The 235-nt window shown below is 62.6% G+C and carries 1 protein-coding gene; it reads right to left on the bottom strand.

Features of this window, described 5'->3' with window-relative positions; all coding sequences use genetic code 11:
- A partial coding sequence (locus ACLJNW_RS28600) for an arginine N-succinyltransferase (protein ID WP_410962058.1) occupies window positions 1-235 on the bottom strand: 235 nt, incomplete at both ends.

Here is a 235-nt window from a genome sequence, read left to right on the forward strand (position 1 = left end):
TATCGAAGGTGATCTGCGCTCGCGGGTGGACCTGGCCCATGGACTCCTGGGCGGCATCCGGCAACAGTGGCACATAGATCGGATAGTGCGGCATCAGTTCGGCGAGGAAGGTGCGGCTCTTCAGCCCGGAGAGCTTGTCCGCCTCGATGTAGTTCAGGTCGAAGAAGTTGCGCCCGACCGCGTTCCAGAACGGCGATTCGCCCTGCTCGTCGCTGTAGCCGACGATCTCCACCAC

This window comes from Salmonella sp. SAL4457, assembly GCF_046548235.1.
GTDB classification, from domain to species: Bacteria; Pseudomonadota; Gammaproteobacteria; order Enterobacterales; family Enterobacteriaceae; genus Salmonella; species Salmonella enterica.